19 protein-coding genes are annotated in these 20,299 nt (G+C 72.5%); 6 read left to right on the plus strand and 13 right to left on the minus strand.

Annotated elements, in window-relative coordinates; all coding sequences use genetic code 11:
* Positions 1-11 precede the first annotated feature (11 nt).
* The 3 genes from ACYVOM_RS33080 to ACYVOM_RS33090 are packed head-to-tail and all read right to left on the minus strand — an operon-like array spanning position 12 to position 5,544.
* Positions 12-2,132, minus strand: coding sequence for a LamG-like jellyroll fold domain-containing protein (locus ACYVOM_RS33080; RefSeq protein ID WP_460307497.1), 2,121 nt, complete (start codon positions 2,130-2,132; stop codon positions 12-14).
* Complete coding sequence (locus ACYVOM_RS33085; RefSeq protein ID WP_460307498.1) at positions 2,129-2,293, minus strand: hypothetical protein; 165 nt, start codon at positions 2,291-2,293, stop codon at positions 2,129-2,131. Before ACYVOM_RS33085 ends, ACYVOM_RS33080 begins: the two co-directional genes overlap by 4 nt.
* An 8-nt stretch (positions 2,294-2,301) precedes the next feature.
* Positions 2,302-5,544 carry a hypothetical protein gene (locus tag ACYVOM_RS33090; protein ID WP_460307499.1) on the minus strand — a complete coding sequence of 1,081 codons (3,243 nt, stop codon included), beginning with the start codon at positions 5,542-5,544 and terminating at the stop codon, positions 2,302-2,304.
* Between the two features lie 472 nt (positions 5,545-6,016).
* Here ACYVOM_RS33090 and ACYVOM_RS33095 point away from each other — a divergent pair, with 472 nt between their 5' ends.
* Positions 6,017-6,631, plus strand: a complete 615-nt coding sequence (locus tag ACYVOM_RS33095; protein WP_460307500.1) for a TetR family transcriptional regulator — start codon at positions 6,017-6,019, stop codon at positions 6,629-6,631.
* 118 nt (positions 6,632-6,749) lie between these two features.
* Here ACYVOM_RS33095 and ACYVOM_RS33100 read toward each other — a convergent pair whose 3' ends face one another.
* Both ACYVOM_RS33100 and ACYVOM_RS33105 read right to left on the minus strand, forming a co-directional pair.
* The gene (locus ACYVOM_RS33100; protein WP_460307501.1) at positions 6,750-8,186 is read right to left on the minus strand and encodes a DEAD/DEAH box helicase; all 1,437 of its coding nucleotides are present in this window, start codon (positions 8,184-8,186) and stop codon (positions 6,750-6,752) included.
* Positions 8,187-8,313: 127 nt separating this feature from the next.
* Positions 8,314-8,517 carry a cold-shock protein gene (locus ACYVOM_RS33105; RefSeq protein WP_460307502.1) on the minus strand — a complete coding sequence of 68 codons (204 nt, stop codon included), beginning with the start codon at positions 8,515-8,517 and terminating at the stop codon, positions 8,314-8,316.
* An 886-nt stretch (positions 8,518-9,403) separates the two neighbouring features.
* Here ACYVOM_RS33105 and ACYVOM_RS33110 point away from each other — a divergent pair.
* Positions 9,404-9,718, plus strand: a complete 315-nt coding sequence (locus ACYVOM_RS33110; RefSeq protein ID WP_460307503.1) for a MerR family transcriptional regulator — start codon at positions 9,404-9,406, stop codon at positions 9,716-9,718.
* 212 nt (positions 9,719-9,930) lie between these two features.
* Here the strand turns inward: ACYVOM_RS33110 and ACYVOM_RS33115 are convergent, their stop codons facing one another.
* Positions 9,931-11,007: a lysylphosphatidylglycerol synthase transmembrane domain-containing protein gene (locus ACYVOM_RS33115; protein WP_460307504.1), complete on the minus strand. Its 1,077-nt coding sequence runs from the start codon at positions 11,005-11,007 to the stop codon at positions 9,931-9,933.
* A 95-nt stretch (positions 11,008-11,102) separates the two neighbouring features.
* Positions 11,103-12,059 (minus strand): MFS transporter, encoded by a 957-nt coding sequence (locus ACYVOM_RS33120; protein ID WP_460307571.1) that lies wholly within the window; start codon positions 12,057-12,059, stop codon positions 11,103-11,105.
* 5 nt (positions 12,060-12,064) lie between these two features.
* On the opposite strand from ACYVOM_RS33120, the gene ACYVOM_RS33125 reads away from it, so the two are divergent.
* The 4 genes from ACYVOM_RS33125 (at position 12,065) to ACYVOM_RS33140 (ending at position 15,174) form a co-directional block, all read left to right on the plus strand.
* Positions 12,065-12,418 (plus strand): TetR/AcrR family transcriptional regulator, encoded by a 354-nt coding sequence (locus tag ACYVOM_RS33125; protein WP_460307505.1) that lies wholly within the window; start codon positions 12,065-12,067, stop codon positions 12,416-12,418.
* Positions 12,419-12,469: 51 nt separating this feature from the next.
* Positions 12,470-13,003, plus strand: a complete 534-nt coding sequence (locus tag ACYVOM_RS33130) for an Imm1 family immunity protein (protein WP_460307506.1) — start codon at positions 12,470-12,472, stop codon at positions 13,001-13,003.
* A gap of 166 nt (positions 13,004-13,169) precedes the next feature.
* Positions 13,170-14,360 (plus strand): methyltransferase, FxLD system, encoded by a 1,191-nt coding sequence (gene fxlM, locus ACYVOM_RS33135; protein ID WP_460307507.1) that lies wholly within the window; start codon positions 13,170-13,172, stop codon positions 14,358-14,360.
* A 112-nt stretch (positions 14,361-14,472) separates the two neighbouring features.
* Positions 14,473-15,174, plus strand: coding sequence for a hypothetical protein (locus tag ACYVOM_RS33140; RefSeq protein WP_460307508.1), 702 nt, complete (start codon positions 14,473-14,475; stop codon positions 15,172-15,174).
* 90 nt (positions 15,175-15,264) lie between these two features.
* Here the strand turns inward: ACYVOM_RS33140 and ACYVOM_RS33145 are convergent, their stop codons facing one another.
* From ACYVOM_RS33145 to ACYVOM_RS33170, 6 genes are read right to left on the minus strand one after another with little or no spacing between them, the layout of a single operon-like run.
* On the minus strand, positions 15,265-15,954 hold the full coding sequence (locus ACYVOM_RS33145; RefSeq protein WP_460307509.1) for a class II aldolase/adducin family protein: 690 nt from the start codon (positions 15,952-15,954) through the stop codon (positions 15,265-15,267).
* Entirely contained in the window at positions 15,951-16,826 is an 876-nt protein-coding gene (locus ACYVOM_RS33150) for an alpha/beta fold hydrolase (RefSeq protein ID WP_460307510.1), read from the minus strand. Before ACYVOM_RS33150 ends, ACYVOM_RS33145 begins: the two co-directional genes overlap by 4 nt.
* Complete coding sequence (locus ACYVOM_RS33155) at positions 16,826-17,692, minus strand: alpha/beta fold hydrolase (RefSeq protein WP_460307511.1); 867 nt, start codon at positions 17,690-17,692, stop codon at positions 16,826-16,828. Before ACYVOM_RS33155 ends, ACYVOM_RS33150 begins: the two co-directional genes overlap by 1 nt.
* The gene (locus ACYVOM_RS33160) at positions 17,689-18,444 is read right to left on the minus strand and encodes a dienelactone hydrolase family protein (RefSeq protein ID WP_460307512.1); all 756 of its coding nucleotides are present in this window, start codon (positions 18,442-18,444) and stop codon (positions 17,689-17,691) included. The genes ACYVOM_RS33155 and ACYVOM_RS33160 overlap by 4 nt, the downstream gene beginning before the upstream one ends.
* A 17-nt stretch (positions 18,445-18,461) precedes the next feature.
* Positions 18,462-19,277, minus strand: a complete 816-nt coding sequence (locus ACYVOM_RS33165) for an IclR family transcriptional regulator (protein WP_460307513.1) — start codon at positions 19,275-19,277, stop codon at positions 18,462-18,464.
* Between the two features lie 7 nt (positions 19,278-19,284).
* The gene (locus tag ACYVOM_RS33170; protein WP_460307514.1) at positions 19,285-20,265 is read right to left on the minus strand and encodes a sugar ABC transporter substrate-binding protein; all 981 of its coding nucleotides are present in this window, start codon (positions 20,263-20,265) and stop codon (positions 19,285-19,287) included.
* Positions 20,266-20,299 lie beyond the last annotated feature (34 nt).

The following is a 20,299-nucleotide window of genomic DNA, read 5'->3' on the forward strand; positions in this document are numbered from 1 at the left end:
TCTCGGTCACCTCATCCCGGGAAGCGGAGTTGCCAGCGGCCCTGGTCGACGCGGTCCTTGCGGCGCCAGGTGAAGACGTGCCTGCGGTCGGCGTCGAAGGGGTTCAGGTCGGCGGCGTAGGCGTACTCGCCCTGTTCGACGTTGAAGAGGTCGAACTCCAGTTGACCGGCCGCGAGCTTGCGCAGGACGCGGAGTTCGGCCTCGCCGATGGTGGTGGCGCCGATGCGCAGGCCGGCGACGATCGCGGTCTGGGCGTGGACGTCGATGAGGGCGTCGCCGCCGAGGTGGCCCTGTTTGAACTGGATGCCCTCGGGGCGGGCCTCGATCCGGTGCCAGAACTTCTCGCCGTGGTGGAAGCGGATGCTGGGGAACGTCACCGCGGGGCCCTGGGTGGTGTCCTGGAACAGTTCGAGGAACAGGATCTTTCCGCCGCCGCCGAGGGCTGCGTCGCGGCGGAGCTGGAGGTGGTTCTCGGCGCCGCTCACCGCGAGGCGGAACGGCTCGGGGCGCTGGGTGCCGAGGCCGGCGTTCGCGCCGCTGAACAGCAGCGGGGTGCGCTCGACGGGGACGGTGCGGGTGCCGTCGACGTAGCCGGGGACGTTTCGGTGGTCCACCTGGAGCGGGGCGTGCCCGACCGACGGCAGCGCGACGATCCCGGTGAGCTGGAGTTCCACGAAGGAGCCCGGTGCGAGGACCAGATCCTCCTTTGGGCTGATCGTCCACCGTGCCCGCTGGCCGGGCGGGGCAGCGGTGATCCGCCAGCGGTCGTCCGGCGTGGTGAGCGACGCCTTGGGCGCGTCGGCGGCGGAGACGAGCGCCCAGGGCCGGTCCTGGCCCTGCTGCTGGACGTCGAAGGACAGCGCGAACACCGAGTCCTTGCGCAGGGTCGTTCCCGGGCCGTCGGCGAGGACGTCGGCGAGGTGGACGCGCAGCGCGCTCACCGCCTTGCCGTCGGACAGGACCTTGTTCCCGCCGACCAGCCGCACGTCGAGCGGGAGGTCGCGGCGGCTCCGGGGCCGGACCAGGTCGAGGAACTGCAGGCGGGTCCCGGTGATCTCGTCGGGTTCGCCGGGGTGCCGCCAGGCCCGGTAGCCGAGTTCGACGCGGGTGCTGCGGGTGCCGCCCGCGCCGTCGGCGCCGAGGCCCTCGATCCGGACGGCGGTCGATGAGCCGGGCGCCAGAGTCGCGGGGCGCTTCCACGTCAGGTAGAGCGCCGTCCCGTCGGGCTCGGCGGCCAGCGCCCAGTCGGCGCTCGCGGCACGCGGCGCGAGCCCGGCCGCCAGGGTGCCGGGGCGCAGCCGCAGCACGCAGTGGTGGGCGCTCGGGCCGGGCGCGGCCGACAGCGCGCTCGCCTCGATCGGGTAGCGGGAGCCGTTCGTCAGACGCAGGGTCAGCGCCTGCCCGGTCCCGGCCTCGTCGATGAACAGGACGGGATGGGCGTCGTCGTTCAGGAGCGCGAAGTCGAGCGGGTGGGTGCGGACGAAGGCCTCCAGGATCGCCTCGTCGGCGGCCATGTCCCGCTTGATCTCCACGGGCGTGAGCGCGTCGTCGTACAGGCGCAGGTGGGCGAGCGATCCCGCGAGGAACCTGCCGGGCCCGGCGCCCGCGACGGTCAGGCCCGAGCCGTCGACGCCGCGGGTGCCGGTGAAGGCGAGTTCGGCGGCCTGCACGCCGTCGAGGTGGATCCGCGCGCCGCTCCCGTCGTTGGTGACCGCGACATGGGTCCACCGTCCCGCGGGCACGGCGCCGGGCGGCGTCGCGAGGCGCAGTTCGGCGACCCCGCCCAGCGGGCCGAGGACCTGGAAGCGGTGGGAGAGCGAGCCGTCGGCCTCCAGCAGCACCTGGAGGCCGCCGGCCTGCCGGGCGCAGACGACCATCGGCGCGGGTCGCGCGCCGGGCGCGGGGTTGATCCATGTCTCGAAGGTGTAGGTGCGCTGGCCGTCCGGGGGGAGGGCGCGCAGGAACAGGTGGTCGTCCGCGCCGTCGAACCGCAGGCAGGTGCCGAAGCGCACGTCGTGGTCGGTGGTCGGGGCGCCCTTGACGTCGGCGGGGAGCAGGCCGTCGGCGTCGTCGGCCACCCGGCCGTCGGCCACCGCGTCCAGCGGCCAGTGCAGGAGGAGGCGGGCGGTCACGCGGTCTCCCCGGCGACGGGGGCGAGACCGATCTGGCCGTGCGCCTGCCCGCGCACCTTCTCGACGAGCTCGTACACGTGCGCGTACGGGAGCTGGCCGAGCGCGTCGAGGACGAGGTTCGTCTCCGGGATCGTCAGGGTCAGGGTGATCTGCTGCTGCATCGCGGTCCTCACTCGGGGACGGGGTCGAGGGTCAGCCAGCCCTCGCGCAGGGTGGGCTCGGTCGGGAAGGCCGAGGCGGGCGGACCCCCGGCCACGGCGTGGGCGCTCCAGCCGGACGGTTCGCGCTCCCGCCACGTCCAGGCCCGGCCCGGCTCGGAGGGCACCGGGAGCGCGGCGGTGCCGGGGCCGTCGTCCAGGATCGGGGCGACGAAGTGGAGGGGCCGCAGGGCTGCCAGCGCGTCGCGGTAGTGCGCGGCGGGGATGCGCAGCGCCTTCACGGGCAGGATGCCGCTGGTGAGATGGACCGGAGCGCGCGGGTCGACCAGCATCGTGAGCCGCAGGGGTGGAAGGTCGAAGGCGGTCTCCAGCACCGCCGTCCCCACCGAGGCTGTCTCCGGCATCGCGGTGTCGTCGACGAGGCGGACGTCGCCGAGGCCGCCGTCGGGGTCCTCGGCCCAGTAGGCGACCAGGCCGTCGTCCAGACGGCTCGCCGAGCCGACGCGCACGGGGAAGCGGACGCGCGTGAAGCCCGCGGTCTCCCGTTCGGCGCGGCCGAGGTCCTCGCGGAAGACGTTCCAGTCCTGGTGGACCGCGGGAAGGCCGCGGAGCTGGAGGTCGATCTCGGCGCGGACGACCGCGAGGGCCGTCGCGGTCAGCGGGCCCTGGAGGTGGTCGGCGGGCTCGACCCCGGCGAGGAGGACGTCGAGGTCGGCGAGCAGCATGCCGAGGCGTTCGCGGCCCGCGTCGCGCAGCGCGACGGCCACGGCGCGCAGATGCGGCTGGGCGATGGCCTCCGCGGCGGGCGCCCCGCCGCCGGGCACCGGCCGCCAGAGGGCGGGCCCGGTTCCCGGGACGGCGACGAGGGCGCCGAGCGGCCTGCCGTCCGCGGCGTGGAAGGTGAGCGCGCCGTCGAGGTCGTCGGGCACGACCCAGCCGCAGACGGGCGAGGTCGCCGGGACGTCGTTCATCTCGCGCTGGTCGTGGTCGGCGTCGAGCCACCGGAAGGACAGCCGGGCGGGCTGGGCGAGGCGCGGCGGGAGCGCGGCCCAGCCCGCTCGGTCGGGCACGCGCAGCCGGGTGGACGTGACGACGCGGCCCGTGTCGACCTCGTGGGGCACGCCGAAGTTGTCGATGATGCGCAGCCGCCGGACGCGGAGCGAGCCCGCCCGGATCGGGTTGAAGTCCGCGAAGGGCTGTGGGCTGTGCCGGGCGTCCCGGCCGACCGCCGCCGCCACCGTCGCGGCGAAGCGCCGGGACGAGGGGAAGCCGAGCGGGTCGGCCACGGGAAGCTGACGGGTGAGGCGGCGCATGAGCAGCGCGTCGTTGAAGCCGCCCAGCACCTGGGCCAGGTTGGCGCGCTCGTGCTCGCTCAGGTGGGCGTGGATCGCGACGAGAGTGCGCAGCCGGGCGTCCTCGCCGTACGCGGCGTACCAGGCGAGGGCCGCTCCTGGCGACTTCACGAAGTCCTCGGGGGACAGGGCGGCGCCGGTGGCCTCGGCGTACTCCGCGGGAACGTGCCCCGCGAGGTAGCGCAGCACCCGCGCAGCGAGGACCGGTTGCGCGGCCGGCGCGAGCACCGTGGAGCCGCGGTAGACGTTGGCCCCCTTGGCCGGGGCCTGGTGCCGGGGCTCCAGATCGACGTCGCCGAGGACGTGGCTCGCGGTGACGTACGACGGGTCGTAGTCGCGCACGTCGCCGTCCCTGCCGACGGGGAAGAACTCCGCCTCCCACTCCAGCAGGACCGGATGCCACGGCGCGTGCGTCCAGACGGTGTCGCCCGGACCGCCGACCACCGCAGCCCCGCGCAGCGCCTTGAGGTCGGCGAGGTTCGGCAGCGCGGTGATCCGGCACCGCAGCAGCCCGTCCGGATGGCCGGCGCCGTCCCTGCCGTGCCGGTCGCTCGGCGTCGCGGCGTCGCCGGTGAGCAGGACCACCGGTTCGGCGGGGACGTGGTGGCCGGGGGCCGCCACCCGGTCGAGGACGAAGTCGGCGGCGACGGGATGGGCCCGCTCGGCGTTGAACACCCTCAGGGCGTCGAGCAGGGCGGTGCGGGCCGCGTCGAGGGCTCCGGAGTCCGTCCGCGCGGCGCGATCGGCGAGCGCGGCGACCTCCCGCTCCAGGAAGAAGCGGACCTCGTCGGGGTCGGGGTAGGGCTCGCGGGCGGTGTCGGGCGGATAGGCGCAGGTCAGGTACCTGTGCCAGTCCAGGAAGAGTCGCTCGCGGCCCGACTCCGCCTCGTGCCCGGCCCGGTCGCGCGCCTCCTGGGCGGCGTTGAGCGCGTCGAGCAGGTCGCCGATCTCGTGCGGCAGGCGCAGGGCCTCGCGCCGCTGGCGGAGGGCGGGTGGCGCCGGGCGGTCCGCGCGCCGGACGGTCCACAGGGTTCCCGAGGGGACCGCGCGGAAGCCCGCGCCGTGCCGCGCGGCGGCCAGCGCCGGCCCGGCGTCCAGCGGGCGCGACTCCAACTCCCCGGCGAACGCGAGGGCCTCCAGCAGGTTCTCGACCTCGTCCGCGGTGACGCCGGGCAGCACGGAGCCCGCGAGGGAGTCGCCCAGGTGGGCGGCCAGCGCCTCGGTCGGGCTGAGGCCGACGCAGACTCCCGACTCACCTCTGAGCTGGGGCCTGGTCGGGTCCGCCGCAGGCCGGAAGACGAGCCGCGCCGAGCAGACGGTGCGCGTGGGCCGGGATGCGCCCGCGGGGACGGTCCAGCCCAGGTCCTCGGCGATCGCGTCCCGCCACCCGGGGCCGGTGCGGGCCGCCATCGGATCCTGCCCCGGATCGGCGTACCACCCGACGACGTCATAGGAGAGGTCGTGGGACGGCACCGCCTTGACGGCGGGGTCGTGCAGTCCGAACACGCTGCGGCAGTCGGGGTAGTAGGCGGCGAACGCGGGCTCCCCGTAGCCGACCGCGGTCAGTTCCGCGAGCCTGTCTCCGCCTCCTTCCCGCCACTGGGACAGCGGCATCTTGCGCCCCAGCCTTCGGAAGGGGACTCCGCCGGCGTCCGGCGCGGCGACCGGATAGGCGATGCCGTCGCCGTCGTGGAGCAGGTCGCTGTCGACCACCCACTGGGCGTCGATCCGTCCCCGCCGGGTCCGGGTGACCAGCCATCGGTTCGGCACCACCGGGACCGAGGTGCTCCCGTTCCGCTGGACGAGCCGGGTCAGTCCGTCGGGGAGGGTCCAGTGCAGGTGCGTGCCCGCGGCCAGCCGGCCCCCGTGTTGAAACGGTGGAACGACTACTTCTTCGCTCAAATAGGGAGAATTCGGACTGGCGTCCGGTCTGCCGTCCGGAGCGTGGGGGAGTCGACCGAAGTCCGTCCGAGGCCCCGCGACCGTCGTTTCGGAGGCCAGCACCAGAGCGTCCAGCCGAACCGGCACCACAAGCACCTCGACCACGTCCGCTTCCCTCCGGCTCGCTTAGACGCGAAATCTATACCTTCTGTAATGGAACGTGAGGTAAGAGTTATATGCCGGATAAAGCAGGAAACCATCGCGAAGTCGTCACTGATCGGGGTGATGGGAACGCGGGGCGTCACCCCCCCCTGTGCGGGAGGGCTCCAGGGGTCAGAAGGGGTGAAATGGGGTTCTCTAAAGCGGGCCGAGTGAGGACTGCGGCGGTCTCCGATCGTGGATCGGACCTCATGAACTGCGGGATCGCCGAGGCGCGTGACCAGGGCGTCAGCGTCTCTGGTGAGGTGAAACCGGGTTGCTCTAGACTGGGCCCGTGAGCCACGACTTCTTCCGCTCGCCGGTCACCACGATGACCCCGAACCAGCTGGCCCGGCGAGCCAGGCTCACCGAGACCGTCATCGAGATCGTCTCGGAGACCGGGCCGGAGAACCTCCAGATGCGGGAGGTCGCCGAGCGATCCGGCGTCGCCCTCGGCACCGCCTACCGCTACTTCTCCTCCAAGGACCACCTGCTGGCCGCGGCGTGGGCCGACTGGCACGGCCGCCTCACCGACCGCGTCATCGCCGAGATGAGCGGCCGCGGCCCGAAGCGGGCCGAGACCACCGCCTGCGAACGGGTCCTCGCCTTCGTCGAACGCGAGATGCGCGCCTTCCAGCGCAACCCGAACTTCGCGCGCCTGGCCGTCCACCTGGAGACGTCGAGCGACCCCTACGTCAGCGAGACCCTTCAGGAGATCGGCGAAGCGAACGCCCACGTGATGCGCGCCCTCATGGAAGGCGTCCCCGAAGAGGTCGCCCGCCCCGCCCACATCGCCATCGGCTCCACCCTCGGCATGGGCCTGATCTCCTGGACGACCGGCCGCGCCACCCTGGCGGAGACCCTCCGCAACCTCGCCGACGTCACCCGCCACACCCTCCAAGGCCACTGACCACGATCAGGCGGGAGTCGTCCTCCTCGATCGCCAGGCCACCGGCCCGCCCGCGACGCGGGCAGCGTGCCGGGAAGTGCTCGACCCGGTGTTCCCGCGAGGGAACACCGGGCCGGGGCTAGCGGGAGGCGGCGGTGCGCTGCGGGCGGCCGTGGCCGCTGCGGCGGGGCTTGCCGACGCCGGATCCAGAGCCGGAACCGGCGCGGCGGCGGTTGCCGCCGCCCTGGGCGGCGCGGCGCGGGGCGGGCTCGGCCGGGGGAGCGATGACCACCGGGATGCCGGAGGGGGCCTGGGCGCCGGTGATGCGGGTGAGGAGGGCCTCGCCCGCGGCCACACGGGCTTCGGCGGGGGTGATGCCGGCGGTGCGCATCATCTGGTCCATCTCGCGGCGCTGGCCGGCCAGGACCAGCGTGACGACCGTGCCGGACTCGCCGGCCCGGGCGGTGCGGCCGCCGCGGTGCAGGTAGTCCTTGTGGTCGGTCGGCGGGTCGACGTTGACGACCAGGTCGAGGCCGTCGATGTGGATGCCGCGGGCGGCCACGTTGGTGGCGACCAGCACGGTCACCTCGCCCGTGCGGAACTGCTCAAGGGTCCGGTTGCGCTGCGGCTGGGACTTGCCGCCGTGCAGGGCCGCGGCCCGGACGCCGCTGGACAGCAGCTTCTTGGTGAGACGGTCGGCGGCGTGCTTCATGCCGACGAACATGATGGTGCGGCCGTCACGGGCCGCGATGTGGACGGCGGCGTCCAGCTTGCCCGCGTCCGAGACGTGCAGCAGGTGGTGCTCCATCGTCGTGACCGCGCCGGCCGACGGGTCGACCGAGTGGGTGACCGGGTCGTCGAGGAACCGCCGGACCAGCCGGTCGACGTTGCGGTCGAGGGTGGCCGAGAACAGCATCCGCTGCCCGCCGGGCTCGACCTGGTCGAGCAGCCGGGTGACCTGCGGCAGGAAGCCCATGTCGGCCATCTGGTCGGCCTCGTCCAGCACGGTGATGCCGACCTCGTCGAGCGCCACGGCACCGCGGTCGATCAGGTCGGCGAGCCGGCCCGGGGTCGCGATGACGACCTCGCAGCCGCGCTGGATCGAGGAGGCCTGCCTGCCGATGGACATGCCGCCGACGACCGTGGTGAGGCGGATCCGCACCGCGTCGGCGTACGGGGTGAGCGCGTCGGTGACCTGCTGGGCGAGCTCGCGGGTCGGCACCAGCACCAGGGCCAGCGGATGCCCGGAGCGGGCCCGCTTCCCGGAGATGCGGGAGAGCATGGCGAGCCCGAAGGCGAGGGTCTTACCGGAGCCGGTGCGGCCCCGGCCGAGCACGTCGCGGCCGGCGAGCGCGTTGGGCAGTGTCGCGGCCTGGATGGGGAACGGCGCGGTCAGGCCCTGCGCCGCGAGGGTGGCCAGCAGAGGGGCCGCCATGTCCATCGCGGCGAACTCCTCGACCGGCGGCAGCGCCGGCACGATGTTGGCCGGCATCGCGAACTCGCTGTGCCGAGTCGCGGGCTGGGTCTTGCGGGGGGCGCTGGAGCGATTGGACCTGCGCTGGGCTGAACGGGTCAAGGGAACGACCTTCCTCGGATCGGCACGTATCGAGGAAGCGAACCCAAGTACGAACCAGGTATGGAGCAGAAAAGCCCACGAGGGCTCGAATCACTGGGAATACGAGCCCTCGCGGGAGGTGAAGCGGTCAGGCGGGAACGATGTTCGCGGCCTGCGGGCCCTTCTGGCCCTGCGTGATGTCGAAGGAGACCTTCTGGCCTTCCTGCAGCTCACGGTAGCCCTGGGCGGCGATGTTCGAGTAGTGGGCGAAGACGTCGGCGCCGCCGCCGTCCTGCTCGATGAAACCGAAGCCCTTTTCCGCGTTGAACCACTTCACGGTGCCAGTAGCCATAGGTGAAATACCCTCCGAAGGCGTGCGTGGAGCCCGCACTTTACGAGCTCCTCAGCTGCCGAAGATGGCTCCGCCAGGAATGAACCTGTCCAACAAAAAATGCGCCGCCGCCAGCCAGATTGCCTGCGGAGCGCATAAAAAGTCTATGGAAACCACAACTAAAGTACAGCTGACGACAACTGTACCACCCCTCGCCCCGGAAGGCGAACGGGACGGGCCGGCGCGCGGCCAGGCCCTGGTCGGACCTGCCGAAGCCGCTGCGCAGGCGCCGGTGGCGGCGGGCCCCGGTCGGGAGTACACCCGGACCGGCTCCGGGCAGCCTCCACTCCTTCTGAGAGTAAAACTGTCTTCGCCGGAGTAGACATCGGCGCTCGGCCTGGGTAGAGTTCCTGTTGTAAGAACGAACGAGATCAGAGATACCCGGGAGATGACGAACTGCCGGGAGCATGGATCGCAGTACGGCAGTACGTCGCGGGGCCAGGCCTGTGCAGTAGGGGCTCTGCGACGACGTGACGCCCCTGCCGTGGCCGGAAGTGCGAGGGCCACCGGCAGGGGGCGTCGCCGATAGGGAAAAGGCAAGTGCAGTAACGGCTAGCGCAGTAAAAGCAAGTGCATGAACAGCAAGTGAAGGATCAGAGGAGAAGGGAAGGGTTTTACGCCGTCGGATCGCCCGACTCAGGTAGCTGTTCACCTGGCGGGTACCGCAGTCCCATCGGATTGGAAGGTGGTTCTCGGTCACGCATTCGCGATCCCCGCACACCGGTCCTTTCCGGCCGGCGCACGCGGAACAAGTAAGCCGGTGTTCACACCGGTGGATGGTGTAGTACCCGTAAACCCTGGGCCCCGGCGGACATCGCCGGGGCCCTCGACGCGTGGAAAAGGTGCAATGGATTCATCGGAACAGATCGACGGCAAGTTCGATGACGACGATTACCCCGCCTACACGATGGGCCGGGCCGCGGAGATGCTGGGCGTCAAGCCGGCTTTCCTGCGGGGCCTGGGCGAGGCGAAGCTGATCGAGCCGCAGCGCTCCAGCGGCGGTCACCGCCGCTACTCCCGCTACCAGTTGCGCCTGGCGGCGCGCGCCCGTGAACTCGTCGACCAGGGCACCCCCATCGAGGCCGCCTGCCGCATCATCATCCTGGAGGACCAGCTCCAAGAGGCCCTCGCCATGAACGAGCGCTACCGCCGCGGACAGTGACCCCCTTGGCGCAGGCGGACGCGGCATATGCCCCGACGTACCCCGTTTCGGTAGTGCCCGGGACCTCGCCGGATGCGTGGCGGTCGATCTCGTCGTGGTCGCCGTCGAGGTGTCCCGCCATCGCGAGCCGGTGACGCTCGCGTTGGCGGCGGGAAAGACCGTCCCGTGCCGTCCGTCGGCCGAACGGAGGAGGGCCCGGGGGACGCCGGAGGCTATTCGCTCGCGGGGCGCTGTTCGGGGACAGGGGAGTGGCCGAGGGGGTGGCGGCGGATGAGGAGCCAGGTGAGCCAGCCGATGCCGATGATGAAGGCGAAGCTGATGAGGCGGTAGAGGACGATGGTGGCGATGGCGGTGGGCGTGGTGATCCCGGCGGTGATGAGGCCGAGGATGAGGGCGCTGTCGATGATGCCGAGGCCGCCGGGCACGATGGTGATGCTGCCCGCGGCCATGCCCGCGCAGAAGGCGATGAGGATCTGGACGGTGTCGAGGGGCGTGTCGCTGACGGCGTGGAAGCACAGGCCGAGGCAGACGGCGTCCAGGAGCCAGTTCAGCAGGGCGTAGGCGGCGGCGGCGAGGGCGTGCCGGGGGCCGAGGTGGACGGCGCGGAGCTGGTCGATGAAGGAGCGGGTGGAGGCGAGGCCGCGGGTGGCCGGCCGGCGGCGGAGCCGGTTGAGGCGGGCCAGGACGGCGCGGATCGCCGACTCCACGGCTTCGCTGTGCCGGGTGAGGTGCCGCACGCCGAGGGTGATGACGAGGGCCGCGACGGCGAGGCCGGCCAGGCTGGTCCAGGGCGGGGCGCCCTGGGCGGCGAGCGCGCTGACCGTGGTGAGGACGGCGAGCGCCGAGGCCGACAGGATCCCCGACAGGGCGATGCACCAGGAGGCGATGGCGGGGGTCGCGCCGAAGCGGCGCATCTGCTGGAAGTTGAAGTGGGTGGAGAAGGCGGGGCCACCGGGCAGCGTGGCGCTGAGAGAATGCGCCGCGTAGGCGAGCGCGACATGTTCGCGGAGCGGAGCCCGCACTCCGGCCGAGCGCAGCAGGCGGCGCTGCATGCGGGCGTACATGCCCATGGCGGCGACCTCGGCGGCGACGGCGGCGGCCAGCCATCCGGGGTGGGGCGCGCGCAGCTGCGAGAGCGCCTCGGTCAGCGAGGCCCAGCCCAGCGCCAGCTCGACGCCGAACACGACGAGGACGGCCGCCACGGCGACGCGCCGCCCCCACCTGCGGACGGGCGGCGGCTCCGGAGGGGCGGTGCGGTCGGGGGCGGGCTGGGTGGACTCGTCGGCCATGGGTCTCCCGCTCGTGCGGCCGGGGCTCGCGGCGTCGTCTGGGTGAGGGGCCCGGTTCGGGCGGTTCGCGGCGTCCGAACCGGGGCCGTGGCGGGTCAGAGGAGGGCTGTGGACTTGTCGGGCTGGGCGCTTGCGCTTCGCGCCTGGTAGAGGACCGCGGTCAGGAGGGCGCCTGCGGCGAAGATGCCCGCCGACCACCAGAAGGCCGTGGTGAAACTCTGGAGCTGTGCCTGCGCGATCGTCTGCGGGCCCGGCGCGTGGCTTTCCAGGTAGGCGGTCGCCGCGCCGGTGGCGAGCGTGTTGAGAAGGGCGGTGCCGATGGAGCCGCCGACCTGCTGCATGGTGTTCACGGTAGCGGAGGCCGCGCCCGCGTCGGCGGCGAGGACGCCCGCGGTGGCGGTCCCGATCGCCGGCGGCATGACGTGCCCGAGGCCCAGGCCGATGACGACGAGCTGCGGCAGGACGTGGCCGCTGTAGGAGGTGCCGACGCCGATGCCGGTGAGCCAGACCAGTCCGCCCGCCGCGATCAGCATGCCGACGGGGACCGCCGCGCGCGGCCCGAGGCGCGGGACCGTGACGTTCGTGGCGATCTGCGCGGACACCACGAGCCCGGCGATCATCGGCAGGAACGCGACGCCGGTGCGGACCGGGCTGTAGCCGAGCGAGACCTGGAGGTAGTACGTGAGGAACAGGAAGATGCCGAACATGCCGCAGGAGACGATGAGGATCGCCAGTAGGAGGCGGCGCGGTCGCGGTGGCGTAGGACGCGCAGGGGCAGCAGCGGGTTGGCGGCGCGGGTCTGCCAGAAGGCGAACACGGCGATGAGGAGCACGCCGCCGGTCAGGAAGCCCCAGGTCAGGACGTCGTCCCAGCCGTGGGAGTCGGCGTTGGAGAAGCCGTAGACGAGGCAGAACAGTCCGGCCGAGACCAGGAGTGTGCCCTGGAGGTCGAGCGTCGGCTTGGCCGCCCGTCCGGCGCGCTGGAGCAGGAGCAGGCCGCCGGCGAGCGCGAGGGCGGCGAAGATCAGGTTGACGTACAGGGTCCAGCGCCAGCTCAGATGCTCGGTGAGCAGGCCGCCGACCACGTTCTGCGCAGCATCGAGTGCACCGACAACCGGCTGAAGATCACCGGCCTGGTCCGCGCGACCACGTCAGAGGAGGCCGCGGCCCGCATCCTGCGCGAACGCATCTCCGGCGCCCTGCTCGTCCCCCTCGCCGAGAACCTCGACGTCCCGCAGGCCCAGCTGCGCGCCGCCCTGGCCGGCTCCCAGATGATCGGCCTCATCATGGCCCGCCACATCATCGGCATCCCCGCCCTGGCCGAAACCCCCGCCGAAACCCTCACCCAAGCCGTAGCCCCCGTCCTCCAGCACTACCTCACCACTCCCACCCTCACCGACCCCCCACCCTGACCCCGAGTCGATGACGTTCGCGCAGGCTTGAGCAAGGAGCCTGAACGATTGATGGCGCGCGTGTCGAGCGAGCCCGAAAAAAGAGGACCGCGGCGCGATGGATTCACCGCACCGCCGATCCGGCACCCGTCGGAAAACGTCAATCAAGGCCATCAGGACCAAAGGGGGGAAATGGTTCCGCGTGCTGAAGCGCGTTATCGGATCGGGCACAATAAGAATCCCGTTCATCTGTACGTTCCGAATGACGGTGACGCCCTGATCGACGATCTTCTGGCGGGTCCTGCGCATGAAAATCTTGCGCGGATCCACTCTCTTGAGAGAGAGGATCTGGCGTCCGGGTCTCCAGATCATGAACTCATGGTCGGGGTCGACAGGGAGCTCGGGGTCGGCCTCCTTTCCTTTATGGATGCCGACGGAAATTTCGTCTCCGCAGGTTCGGTGAGTTCGACCTACTGCATTCAAGGTCATCTGACAGAGTTTCCCGAGTCCTCTGGTATTCCGCTCGACGTGGTGCGGCGTGGGCTGAGGGAGTTCATATCCACGGGTGGTATGCGGCCGGAAGTCGTTCCATGGGTGAAATGGTGAGAGAAATCGCTTGAGTGCTTCTTTGGGTGGGGCGCTTCAAGGGGTGATCGGGGCGGGGCGGTTTGGGGCGGCTCTCGCTCTTGGGATGAATCGTCGAACTCGGGAACTGGCGGGGGTGGGTGCGTAGGGTTGTGGGGTGATGACGGGTGGGGATCGCGGGGGGTCCTTGGATCTGCTTCGGGCGCGGATGGTCGCGCGGTTGCAGGACGAGGGTTACATCGAGCGGGCCGAGGTCGCTGCGGCGTTCGGGGCGGTGCCGAGGGAGAGGTTCTGTCCTGAGGTGGGGCCGGAGGTCGCGTATTCGGTGTGGGATGCGGTGCGTACCCGGTTCGATGTGGACGGGCGGTGCACCAGTTCGCTCAGCGCGCCCTGGCTTCAGGCCGCGATGATCGAAGCGGCCGGTGTCGCGGCGGGGATGCGCGTGCTGGAGGTGGGGAGCGGCGGGTACAACGCGGCTCTGCTCGCCGAGATCGTCGGCCCGCGCGGGTCGGTGGTGACCGTCGACATCGATCCGTGGGTCACCGAGCGCGCGAGCAGGTTCCTCGCCGAGACCGGGTATTTCGACGTCCGGGTGCTGCTCGGGGACGCCGAGCACGCCGCCGACGGTCTCGGGCCGTTCGACGCCGTCCTCGTCACCGTCGGCGCATGGGACGTGCCCTGGCTCCGGCTGCTGGCGCCCGGAGGTCGGCTGGTCGTCCCGCTGCTGTTCAAGGCGGTGACGCGGTCGATCACCTTCGTCCGCGACGGCGACCGCCACATCGGCCTCGATCCCACCGTGTGCGGGTTCGTCTCCATGCAGGGCGTCGGCGCGCACCCGCCGCGCGAGGCGGCCCTCGCCGACGGCGCGGTGACCCTCACGATCGAAGACGGGCCCGATCTCGACCCCGCGACGCTCGACACCGCGGTGAAGGGGCCGCGCACCGAGGTGTGGACCGGCGTGACCGTCGCGGGGGACGAGCCCTTCGACACGCTCAACCTGTGGATCCTCACCGAGGACGACCGCTTCGGGCTCATCCACAACGACCCCGCCCGCGGCTGCGACCTGGTGCGGACCGCCGCCCGCTGGTACTGCCCGGCCCTGATCACCCCGACGTCCTTCGCCTACCTCACCTCCCGCCGCACCGAGGCGGCCGACACGAGTCCGGGCCGCTGGGAGTTCGGCGTCCACGGCCACGGCGACGACGCCGCCGCCCTCGCCCGAGCCCTCCACGACCACATCCTCATCTGGGACCGCGACCACCGAGCCGGCCCCGGACCGGCCTTCACCCTCCACCCGCCCGACGCTCCCGTGGCACCCCCGTCCACGGGCCGCCTGTTCCCGAAGACCCACACCCAGCTCGCCATGACCTGGCCCTGAGCAGCGCAAGGACGACGCGGCCTCGGATCACCCCGCACAGGCCGCGGGACGGGAGCCGGGGCGGTTCGAGTTCTCGTCCAGCGGGCACATGGGGTGAGTCGAAAGGGGACCTGTGGCCGCGAACGACACCGAGACCGACACCGACACCCGGGTGTGGGATCCGTTCGGCACGCTCGGCAAGGCCCTGTGGATCGGCGGCGGGCAGTGGGCCGGCAAGTCCACGGTCGCGCGGCTCCTGGCCGTCCGGTACGGGCTGACCGCTTACCACTACGACTTCCACGACGCCCGCGCCCACAATGACCGGCGCATCGCCCGTCGCATCGCCCTGGGCGAACCGCCTGACGGTCCGGACGCCGACCTGACCTGGGTGAACTCCACGCCGGAGGCCATGGCCGCCGAAACGCTGGCCGGCTTCCCGGTCCGGTTCGCCTGGGCCCTCGACGACCTGCGCGCGCTGACCTCCGGGCGGCCCGTCCTCGCCGAAGGGTGGGGGCTGCGCCCCGAGCTGGTCGCGTCGATCGCGGACGCGCCGCGGCGCATGGTCGTCATGGTGCCCACCCAGGTCTTCCGCGACCGGCAGCTGCGCGACCTCGCCCGCGCGGCCGCCGTCGGCCACGCCGTCAGCGATCCCGTCCTGGCCCAGCGCAACAGACTCGAACGGGACCGTCTCGTCGCCGACGACGCGGTCCGCTCCGCACGCGGCCTCGGCATCCGCGTGATCGAGGTCGACGGAACCCGCGACGCCGAGGCCGTGACGGACCTCGTCGCCGCCCACTTCCACCCCTACCTGCCCCCACCGGAAGCCGCCCGGTGACCCGCTCTCCGCCGCCGCATACGTCCGGCACGACGTTCGGGCAGCGCGGACGCGCGAAGGGCGGCGCCGTCGAAGAGCCGAACCGGTGTCTCAGACCTGCGCGGGGAGCGTCCGGACGAGGTAGGCCCAGGCCGCGTCGAGTTGCCGGGGGGAGTAGCAGCGCGAGCGTTTGGCGAGGGCCTCGGCTTCGTCCGAGGATTCGAAGGGGGCTCCGCGGGCTTCCAGTTGCAGTTGCATGCGGCACGCCTTCTCCAGGAAGACGGCGGTCAGGACCGCGGTGGCCACGTCCGGGCCGACGGTGACGAGGCCGTGCCGGTGCAGGAGGAGGGCGTTGCGGTCGCCGAGGGCGGCGGCCACGGAAACGCCGAGCGCGCGGTCGCGGATGAGGTCGCCCGTCTCGGTGAAGCGGGCGACGTCCGGCGGCCAGAAGAGGGTGCCCTCGTGGCCGACGGGGCGCAGTTCCGCTCCGGTGGCGGCGAAGACGATGGCGGATTCGGCGTGGCTGTGCACGACCGCGCCGACGTCGGGCCGGGCCGCCATGATCTCGGTGTGGATCGGGTACTCCAGGTGCACCCGGTCGCCGCCCGCCAGCAGCGCCCCGTCCCGGTCGATCAGGACGACCCGATCCGGCGTGATCTCCTCCATGCCGTATCCGGCGGACTTCAGCCAGACACCCCTGCCGTCGGGGTCGCGCCGGGAGAGGTGCCCCCAGATGAGGTCGGCGTTCCCGTGCGCGGCCAGGACCCGGCATCCCAGGGCGACCTCCTCCGCCGGCGTCACCCGCCGTCCTTGACGAGGAAGTCGCCGACGATCCGGTTGAACTGCTCGGGCTGCTCGAACATCGGCCAGTGGCCCGCGCCGGTGACCATGTCGAAGGACGCGTTCGGCAGGATCTCCGCGGCCCGCCGCCCGACCTCGGCGGGGGTCGTCGGGTTGTGGTCGCTCCACAGCACGAGCGTCTCGTGCGGGATCCCCGCGAGGTCGGCCTCGCGCAGGAGGTGGGCGCGGTTGCCCTCGCTGGGCTGCTCGGCGACGAGCTTGGCCAGCGCCTCCTCGGCGCCCGGCAGGGTGTAGTAGCGGTAGCGGCACTCGACGAGTTCGTCCGTGACGGTCGCGGGGTCGACCATCAGCCATTCGAGCCGCTCGCGGACGCTCTCCCGGGTGGGCGCGGCGGCGGCCTTCGCCGTGACGGCCTTGACGCGGGCGTGCACCTGCTCGCTCTCGGCGGCGCGGGCCGCGTCGTCCAGGAGGATGCCCGCCCCGGTGACGGAGACGATCTTGCCGACCCGGTCGGGGTGCTTGAGCGCGGTGTACAGGGCGGTCCAGCCGCCGAGGGACTGGCCGACGAGGTGGGCCCGCTCCGCGCCGATGGCGTCGAGGAAGCCGATGAGGTGCTCGGTGAAGACCGGCGCGTGGTAGGTGACGTCGGTGGGCCGGGCGGTGAGGCCGTGGCCGAGGGCGTCGATGGCGTACACGCGCAGCCCGCGTTCGGCGAGCGGCACGACGTTGCGCAGGAAGCCTTCGGCGTGGCCGGTGAGCCCGCCCATGAGGACGACGGCGTCGCCTTCGCCCGCCTCGATGGAGCGGGTGCGCCAGCCGGCGGCGTCGCGGTAGCGGGTCTCGGCGCCGAGGGAGTCGGTCCACAAAGTCATCAGGGGTTCTCCTTGGTGAGGAAGTCGTGGGTGAGGAAGTCGACGAGAGCGGAGTTGACGAGGTCGGGCCGTTCGTACTGCGGCCACTGCTTGGCGCCGGGCACGGTCAGCAGCCGCGCGCGGGGCACCGCGGAGACGGCGGCCGAGACGACGGACGCGGGGGTGTGCCCGTGCTCGCCCCGGATGAACAGCACGGGCCGTGCCAGGCCGGACAGCCGCTCCGGCGTCAGGAGGGACGCCCCGTTGTCGGCCGCCCGCACCAGCCGGTGCACCCGCCGCGCGTCCTCGGGCCGGTAGAGCGCGGTCCGCACTTCGACGAGTTCGGCGTCGACCGTCGAGGGGTCGGCGAGCAGCCCGGCCAGCCGGGTCCGGACGGCCTCGGGCGTCGGTTCGGCGTAGGCCTTGCCGCCCCGCTCGTAGGCCGCCCGCACCGTCGGGTCGGCGAGCCGTTCGGCCTCGGCCTGGAGTCCGGCGGGTTCGATGAGGGCCAGCCGCCGCACCCGTTCCGGCGCACGCAGCGCGGCCAGCGCGGCGGCCCACCCGCCCAGGGACTGCCCGACCAGGTCGGCGGAGTCCAGTCCGAGCGCGTCGAGCACCGCCAGGACGTGGCGGGTCAGCTCCGCCACCGGGTAGGAGCCGGACGGGGACCTGCCGGTGAGCCCGTGCCCGAGCAGGTCGATCGCGATCGCCCGGCGTCCCGCGGCGGCGAGCGCGGGCAGCGTCCGTGCGAAGGTCTCCAGGTGGCCGCCCCGCCCGTGCAGCAGGACGACGGCCTCGCCCGAGCCCAGGGACGCGACCCGCGTCGCCGTCCCGGCGGCGTCGACGTGCCGGATCTCCGCGCCGAGCAGGTCGGTCCAGAGGCTCACAGGTGCTTCCTCAGGAAGGCGAGGGTGCGCTCCCAGGTGAGGCGCGCGGCGGCGGCGTCGTGGTTGGGGTGGGTGTCGTCGTGGTAGGCATGCCCGGCGCCGTCGTAGACGTGCACTTCGGTCTCCTGCCCGGACAGCTTCAGCGCGTCGCCGAGCCGGGCGACCTGGTCGAGCGGGATGACCTCGTCGGCCCCGCCGAAGTGCGCCTGGACGGGGCAGCGGACGGCGTCGGCGATGGTGATCCGGGAGCGGACCTGCCCGGTGGGGCTGTAGGAAGGCGGCAGTTCCGGCAGTCCGTAGAGCGGAACGGCGCAGGCCAGCCGGTCGGTCCGGGTCGCCCAGGCGAGGGCGAGCCCGCCGCCGAGGCAGAACCCGACGATCGCGGCCCGCGAGGCGTCCACGTCGGCGCGGCCCGCCAGGTGGTCCAGGCCCGCCTCAAGGTCGGGGATGGCCTGCTCGTCGCGGGCGGCCAGGAACGCCTTGGCGCGGCGCTCGTCCGGGGTCGTGAAGTCCTGCGGGGGGCGTCCGCCGATCCTGCTGTACAGGTCGACGGTCAGGCACGCGAAGCCCTCGTCGGCGACGAGTTCGGTGACCCGCCGCCGGTGCTCGGTGACGCCGAGGTTCTCGTGCGCCATGACGACGACGGGCGGCGGGGCGTCGCCGGGGCGGTGGACGGGGACGGCGAGGTAGCCGCGGATCTCGTCGGCTCCGCTGGGGAAGGTCACCCAGCCCGCTTCGTGTGCTGTCTGCATGGTGGTCTCTCCAGGGGTCAGCCCGCGCGCGGCGGGGAGGGCGGGTGCGCGGCCGCGGTCCGGCCGAGCAGGTGCTTGATGTGGGTGCCGAGCGCTTCGAGCCGCCGCCGCGGCATGCGGGCGATCTGGCCGCAGACCGCGATCGCGCCGGCGGGCCTGCCGCCGACCAGCACCGGGACGGCGACCCCGGCGATGCCGGGGATGAACTCGCCGATCTCGATGGCGTAGCCGTAGCGGCGGCAGGTCTCCAGTTCGCGGCGGAGCGCCTCGGGGTCGGTGATGCTGGCGGGGGTGCGCTGCGCCAGCGGCAGCCTCGCGACGATCTCCTCGCTCTCCTCCCGCGGCAGGCCGCTGAGGATGGCGCGGCTGATGCAGCCGTTGGCCAGCATCGAGCGCCTGCCGAGCGGCGACAGCGACTCCGGGGAGTGCGGCGCCTCCCGCTTGCCCGTGATGAGCAGCGACCGGTCCCGCCAGTCGACCTCGGCGACCAGCACGGTCTCGCCGGTGGAGCGGATGAGCTCCTCGGCGACGCCCTGCGTCAGGTGGGACAGGGCGGTCGTGGCCGAGACGAGGCTGCCGAGCTCCAGCAGGCGGTTGCCGAGGACGTACGCGCCGTCGGCCTCCTGGCGCAGGAAGCCGCGCTCGACCAGGGTCACCGCGATGCGGTGGGTGCTGGTCTTCGGCACGCCCGCCACCTCGGCCAGCTCGGTGAGCTGGAGGCGCGGGTGCGCGGCGCTGAACGCGCCGAGCACGTCCAGGGCGCGGTCGACGGAGCGTACGCCGCGGCGGCGTCCGCCGTCGTCGTCGGGAAGGGAGCGAGGAGAGTCGTTCATCGGTGCCTCATGCGCAGTAGGAAGGAGCTTCGCTCGCATTCTCGCTGGTCACGAGCGCGTCGGGGACCGTGGCGATCTTCTCCACGCCCTGCTTCCCGCGCAGGAGGCCGACGACGTTGTCGACGGCCATCTCGCCGACGCTCTTGGGGGTGTTGCTCACGGTGATCGCGAACTCCCCGTCCTTGACGGCCTTGACGCCCGCCTCGCTGCCTCCGTTGGTGAGGATCTTGATGTCGTCGCGGCCTGCGGCCTTGAACGCGGCGAGCGCGCCGAACGCCATGTCCTCGTTGTGCACGAAGACGTAGGAGACCTCGGGCCGCGCCTGCAGGAGGTTGTCGGCGACGTCCTGGGCCTTGGCGCGCTGCCACATCGCGGGCTGGTCGAAGACGACCTTCGCCGAGCCGCCGACGGCGCCCTTGAACGCGTCGTTCATCAGGTCGGCCGCCGCGCCGGGCGCGCCGCCGATGACGCCGACCTCGACGGCCTTGCCGCCGCTGTCCTTCGCGAGCCACTCGCCGAGTTCGCGGCCGACCTTCTGCACGTCGGTGACGACCGCGCCGAGGATCTTGGTCTGGTCGACCGACGCGACGGAGGTCAGGAAGATCGGGATGCCCGCGCGGTTGGCGCGGCCGATGCCGCCTTCGAGCGAGTCGATGTTGACCGTCTGGACGACGATGGCGTCGACCTTCTTGACGATCATGTCGTCGATGTTGGACAGCTCCTTGGCCGGGTCCATCGCGGAGTTCGAGGTCAGCAGCTTGACGCCGGAGGCGTCGGCGCGGGCCTGCATGGCGCGCTGGAGGCAGGTGTGGAACTCGATGGAGTTGCCGTTGACGAAGCCGAGGGTGAGCGCCTTGTCGGAGGGGACCGGCGCGGCGGCCGTCTTGCCCTCGTCGACGGAGCAGCCGGCCAGCGCGAGGCCCGTGAGGGCGAGCGCGGCTGCGGTTCTGAAGGCGGGGATGCGGCCTCTGCCGGGGGTGGCGGACATGGCTTTCCTTCCGAACTGATTCTTGGGGTGGGTG

It is taken from the genome of Actinocorallia aurea (genome assembly GCF_054783995.1).